Raw genomic sequence first — 5,860 nt, forward strand, 5'->3', positions numbered from 1 at the left:
ATCTGCGCTTCAATTTCTTTTGAGTAAGGTTTTATCTTGGGTCGATTTTAAATAAAGTTTATGAGTTGCATCATTATAATTCTTAAATTGAACTTGCCTAAATTAATTTGTGCTCATTCCTAAGCATCACTTAATTCTTGTTTCAGTTCAGCCGCCAGTGCATCAATTAAACCCGTCCCTGTTACACGAATAATAAATTGCCCATAGGATGTATTGGGTAGTTCTGGCGTATAGGTGAGCATATAGCGGCTCGCGCCTCGGCCGATAAAACTAGCAACCGAAACGACCTCCTTTTTCTTTTGAATACGTTTTTCAATTTCTGCCATATCCTTAGCCGTTGCGCGAATATCCGCACCTTCAGCTAGTTGATAATTGAGGTAAAACAGCGGCGTATTTGAATAAGGAAAAAATTGCTGTTTAACCATGCCAAAGCCAGCAAAACATGCAATAGTGACTAGCACTAGCACGATAACCGTTAATATACGCGCATGTAATACACCTTTGAGTAGCGTTTGATAGAACTGGTATACTGGGCCCGCATAAGGATCCACGGCACTATCGGTCGCTTTAACCTTTAAAAACAAATAGCCAAAGAGCGGTGTGACGGTAATCGCTAACACCCAGCTTAATAATAGCGAAAAACAAATAACTGCAAATAAGGAAAATAAAAACTCACCGGTAATATCATCCGATAAACCTATGCCTGAAAAAGCCATAATGCCGATCACAGTTGCCCCAAGCAAAGGGATTTGTGTCCGATCTGTTGCTGTGCAAGCCGCTTCTTTTGCAGGCATACCACGCTGCATACTAATTAACATACCTTCAGCAACGACAATAGCATTATCCACCATCATGCCCATGGCAATAATCAAAGTGCCCAGCGAGATACGCTCCATATCGATACTAAATAATTTCATACAGAGCAACGTACCCAGCACTGTCAGTAATAAGGTTGCCCCAACAATTAGCCCTATACGCCAGCCCATCATTAAGCATAAAACCAAAATAACAATAGAAACCGATATAATAAGGTTATTAATAAAGCCATTAATGGATTCATCAACCACTTTATGCTGCTCGTAAATGGGACTAACCTCAACACCTAAGGGAATCCGTAATTTGAGTTCTTCTAGGCGTGCTTCTACTGCTTTTCCGATAGTCACAATATTGGCATCAGGTATACCAGAAATTGCTAGACTAAAGGCTTCTTGGCCATTAAACCGCACTAAATGATCAGGGATTTCTGTCGATTCACGGCGAATGGTCGCAATATCAATTAAACTGATTTGCTCAGTCGTGCCGGGTTTGCCGATACGTAAGTTTTCAAGCTGTGTCAGTGAATCAAAACCTTCACCCGAGGAAATACGAATTCGGCGACCATTCACGGTAATAGCGCCCGCATCACTGATAGTATTTTCAGACTGGATGGTGGCAAGAATTTGTTGAGTAGATAGCCCTAAGCGAATGAGACGCTCATTGGAAATTTCAACATAAATTGTTTCTGTACGCTCCCCCGCTGTTTCAACCTTAGCAACATTAGGCACCGTTAAAAGCTCGCGGCGTAAAAATGTGGCAATATCCAGAATTTCTTTGGTAGAAAATCCTGGGGCCGTTACTGCATAAAAAATCCCATAAACATCACCGAAATCATCATTTACAATGGATGGCTGGGTGCCAGAAGGTAAGCTTCTTTGCGCATCATTGACCTTGCGCCGTAATTCATCCCAGACCTGTGGCATGGTGTGTTGATCATAAGTATCTTTAATTTCCACGGTAATTTCAGAGACCCCAGGTTTAGATTTTGAGGTAATCCTTTTAAGCTGTGGTAATTGCTGAATCATTGACTCAAGCGTTTCAGTCACCTCTTGCTCCACTTCAACAGCGGTTGCCCCTGGGTAAGCGGTGATGACTAAGGCTTGTTTAATGGTAAAATTAGGGTCTTCCAATCGACCGACAGTATCTAAGCCCCATAAGCCACCGAAGAGGCATAATAAAACCAGTAACCAAGTATTAACAGGTCGCTCAATGGAACTACGTGCAATTTCTAAGCTCATCAGTCACTCCTAGAATGCAACAAAACGGCGAACAATCATACCTTCACGCAATAAATGCGTCCCAGCCGTGACTATTTGATCACCCTGTTGTAAGCCAGATAACACCGGTATTTTGTGTTTCTTAATCGTGCCCAACACGATACTACGAGGGGCAACAGTATTGTTTTTTGCATCAAAAATCCAGGCTCTCGGCTTACCCGCCTCATCATAATCAATGGCAGAGACAGGGATGGCAAATTTAGGCGCTTCTGCTCCCGCTTTTCTGCTAATAATGACAGTCACAGTCATACCAGGCAATACATATTGGTTTTGCTCTCTGGATAAAGCAAAAATGACCTCATAAGTCTGAGCTACGCTACCTGCCTCGGTCATATGCTCTCGATAACTCAGTGGAAAGCGCTGCTTAGGGCGGTCTTTAAAAACAGCAACTGCATTAAATTCACTGGTTTGCTTAAGCAATTTAACCATGTTTTCCGGAATATTGATGTGTACTCGTAGTTCAGTTAAATCCTGTACGCGTACTATTTTCTGGAATGCATCGACATTGGTATAATTATCAACCAAACGCTGACTGACCAATGCATCAAATGGGGCAATAATACGTGTATAAGCAAGATTTCTTTTAGCTGTTTGTAAGGCAACTTGACTAATCGTATACTGAGTTTCCGCTTGATCTAACATCGCTTTGGGTAAAGACCCTGATTTGAATAGATTACGTTTGCGCACGACATCCAGTTTAGCTAGATTATACTGCGCTTGGGCTTGCTCTTTAACCAAGCGATAATCATTATTATCTAGTGCAGCAACTAATTGACCTTTGCCAATAAAGAGCCCCTCTTGAGCAGGTAACTCAATCATGCGCCCCGGAACCTGAAAAGATAAATCGACCGTGCTAACGGCTTCAATACGTCCAGCAAAACGCCTTTGTAACAAAGTATTGTTAGCCGACACGGTTTCAACACGCACAGTACGCATGGGTTGCTTGGGTATTTCAGCAGCACCGTCACAGCCAGAAAGTATGATCAATAGTCCACTGATAAATACCCGTTTAATAAAATAAGCAGGGGAACTATTAATTGAAAAGTGCATGATATAAAGTGTCATTTTGTTAAAAATAAGGTTAGCTAAAAATATAAGCGTATTGTGCTGATTGTTTGCTGAAATAATAGGGATATTGAATCAACCCTACCCACTACGCCAAATCGAAAATAGTAGCCAAACACCTCCTACAAAAGCACCGATAAAACCCATCAAACCAAAGACGGAAGAAGTCCCGCCTTGAACAGTCGAGACAATAGAGCTACCGACAATTAAAGCCGATGTTACCAAGCTAACTGACAGACGATTAATAGAACGATCAAGCTCCTTAGACAGCCACACAGGCTTATTAAGGTCTATTTCCACACCGATAGAGCCATGACGTAGCGACTCTATCAACTGATGTAAGTCTCGAGGCAAGTCAGACAATAATTCAGCCAAACTAAACAAATTACCTTTGCCGCGCCTAAATAACTCAGAAGGACTATAGCGCTCTAAAAAGATACGTTTTAATTGAGGTGTTGCTTCCTGAACAAGATTAAAATCTGGATCTAACTGTCGTCCAAAACCATCTAAGGTAATAAAAGCCTTCAGTAATAAGGTTAAATCTGGCGGTAAATTTAGCTGATGATCACGTAGTAAAGTTGTTAATCTATTTAATAAATCCGCAATATTAAGCTCTTTTAAAGGAATGTCGTGATATTGATCAATAAACTCATCAATATCAAGCGTAAAACCTTCTCTATTCTCAAGGTGAGCATGACTACTCCACAGCAATAAAACTTTAACAACCCGCGATGAATCTTTATCAATTAAGCCCCGTAATAAATTTAAAACTTGATCGCGCCGCTCTTCAGATAAGCGCCCAACCATACCAAAATCAATAAAGGCGAGCCGATTATCAGACAAATAAAAACAATTTCCTGGGTGTGGATCTGCATGAAAAAAACCATCCTCCAAGATCATCTTAAAAACAGCTTCTACACCGCGCTTAGCTAATAGCTTTCGATCCAATCCCGATTGTTCCAGCGCCTTTATATCATTGCCTGCTATGCCATCAATAAACTCCTGAACATTGATGCGTTCACTCGTCCATTGCCAATAAACTTTAGGAAAGACTATATACCTATTACCCCTAAAATTTGTCATCATGCGCTCTGCATTACGACATTCTGCGGCTAAATCAAGCTCACGGCGCATAGATAAGGTAAATTGATGTGCTATTTCTTTAGGGCGATAACGCTGTAATACTTTAATTTCCTGCTCAGCAATATCAGCTAATTGTGCGAGCAAACGCAAATCCGCTTCTACAACAGAACGAATCCCTGGGCGACGAACCTTAACAATAACTTCACTACCATCATGCAAACGCGCTTTATAAACTTGACTTATAGAAGCTGCGGCTAGTGGCTGGCAGAAAAATTGCGCAAATATTTCCTCAGGTTTGGCACCTAAATCCTCCTCAACTTGAGCGACAAGTTCCTCATAAGGAACGGTTTTCACTTGGTCCTGAAGCTTTTTAAATTCATTTAACCATTCAGGTGAAAATAAATCAGATCGCGTAGCAAGAATTTGCCCTAACTTAACAAAAGTTGGCCCCATTTCTTCCAATGCCCGGCGCACCCTGACGGGCGGTTCAAGGGTCGCTAAATCTTCAATTTCCTTCCATTTTAAAGCGTGGCCAGCACGCTCTACAATCGTTGCCGCCCCCACACGACGCACCATATCACCAAAGCCATAGCGAATTAGAATAGATGATATCTCATGAATGCGTCCAAAATCACGGGCAACGCTTAAGGTTTCTAATAACATACAGCTTTAATAGCTTATTTTTTATTTTCTAAACTATCAGCAATACCTGCTAACATTCCACTTGCCATGCGAATAAAGCTGACACTGGCTGTTTTCGCCATTTCTGCTGCTTGTATTTTTTCTAACCGCCCGCCTTTAGATAAATCATGGTGTAAAGCACTTAAAACTTTAGTCACTGAATCACCAACCGATGAGCCACTATTTTGCAAATGCTCCAGTAACCTTGTCAGTGTGGCTTTCGTTGTTTCCTGACCTTTATTAGCAACATCACTTAAAGTATCTAAAAATAAACTTTCTAAGTCTTGTAAATCCGTTAGCGCACGTTTTAAATCGTGATCAGAAAAATCCTGTAAATTACTACTCGCTTCTTCAATAGCTAATTTTGATGCCCCAGCAACCTGACTTAGTGCGGCATCAATACCAGAAACCACTTGCTCCAATGCTTCTGTATTTTTCTCCAGTTGCTGACTAGCACCCTCAGTTGCCCCCGTAAGTACATCCTGTAAGGTTTGCTTAATCGCTTCTGGTGAAAATTTACCTTCGTTTAATGTTTGAACAACGAGGTGACGAATATCTTGTTCAATATCATCACTTTGCAAAACAGTTATTCTAGCAGACTCTTGAGTATTCTCTTTATTAACTAATGTCATGATTGTTCTCCAATAAATGATTAAGGATTTTATAAAATACCCAGTGCACGGCGTAAATTCAAATTAGCCATCGCTGCGTCATAACGTGCATTATTAAAATTATCATAAGCTCTAATGCGTAAACTCTCAGCATCCAAAACTTCAGTATGCCCTGCAAGCCCTTGCTGATAACGCTCCGTACTTAGGAATGTGCATGAAATAACTTAGGCAACTTATAAAGTTGTTGCGTCAGGAATGGCAGTATAATTCCATTGCCTCAGGTGCTCATCAAATACAATTCGCATTGACTCTTTAAAACCCTCTGCA

The 5,860-nt window shown here is 41.0% G+C and carries 4 protein-coding genes; all 4 read right to left on the bottom strand.

From position 1 onward, the window contains the following. Positions 1-119: 119 nt before the first annotated feature. The 4 genes from BQ7314_RS02500 to BQ7314_RS02515 all read right to left on the bottom strand — a co-directional run bounded on the left by BQ7314_RS02500 (position 120) and on the right by BQ7314_RS02515 (position 5,554). On the bottom strand, positions 120-2,054 hold the full coding sequence (locus BQ7314_RS02500; protein ID WP_174482131.1) for an efflux RND transporter permease subunit: 1,935 nt from the start codon (positions 2,052-2,054) through the stop codon (positions 120-122). Positions 2,055-2,063: 9 nt separating this feature from the next. After that, on the bottom strand, positions 2,064-3,158 hold the full coding sequence (locus BQ7314_RS02505; RefSeq protein ID WP_217423817.1) for an efflux RND transporter periplasmic adaptor subunit: 1,095 nt from the start codon (positions 3,156-3,158) through the stop codon (positions 2,064-2,066). 81 nt (positions 3,159-3,239) lie between these two features. Beyond that, positions 3,240-4,904 carry an ABC1 kinase family protein gene (locus BQ7314_RS02510; protein WP_174482133.1) on the bottom strand — a complete coding sequence of 555 codons (1,665 nt, stop codon included), beginning with the start codon at positions 4,902-4,904 and terminating at the stop codon, positions 3,240-3,242. Positions 4,905-4,918: 14 nt separating this feature from the next. Beyond that, complete coding sequence (locus tag BQ7314_RS02515; RefSeq protein ID WP_174482134.1) at positions 4,919-5,554, bottom strand: DUF6781 family protein; 636 nt, start codon at positions 5,552-5,554, stop codon at positions 4,919-4,921. Positions 5,555-5,860 lie beyond the last annotated feature (306 nt).

The sequence above is a fragment of the methanotrophic endosymbiont of Bathymodiolus puteoserpentis (Logatchev) genome (assembly GCF_900128525.1).
In the GTDB taxonomy this organism is placed as follows: domain Bacteria; phylum Pseudomonadota; class Gammaproteobacteria; order Methylococcales; family Methylomonadaceae; genus Methyloprofundus.

Coding starts and splice junctions, on each gene's coding strand:
- BQ7314_RS02500 (WP_174482131.1), bottom strand. CDS start 2,054: ATGAGCTTAGAAATTGCACGTAGTTCCATTGAGCGACCTGTTAATACT.
- BQ7314_RS02505 (WP_217423817.1), bottom strand. CDS start 3,158: ATGACACTTTATATCATGCACTTTTCAATTAATAGTTCCCCTGCTTAT.
- BQ7314_RS02510 (WP_174482133.1), bottom strand. CDS start 4,904: ATGTTATTAGAAACCTTAAGCGTTGCCCGTGATTTTGGACGCATTCAT.
- BQ7314_RS02515 (WP_174482134.1), bottom strand. CDS start 5,554: ATGACATTAGTTAATAAAGAGAATACTCAAGAGTCTGCTAGAATAACT.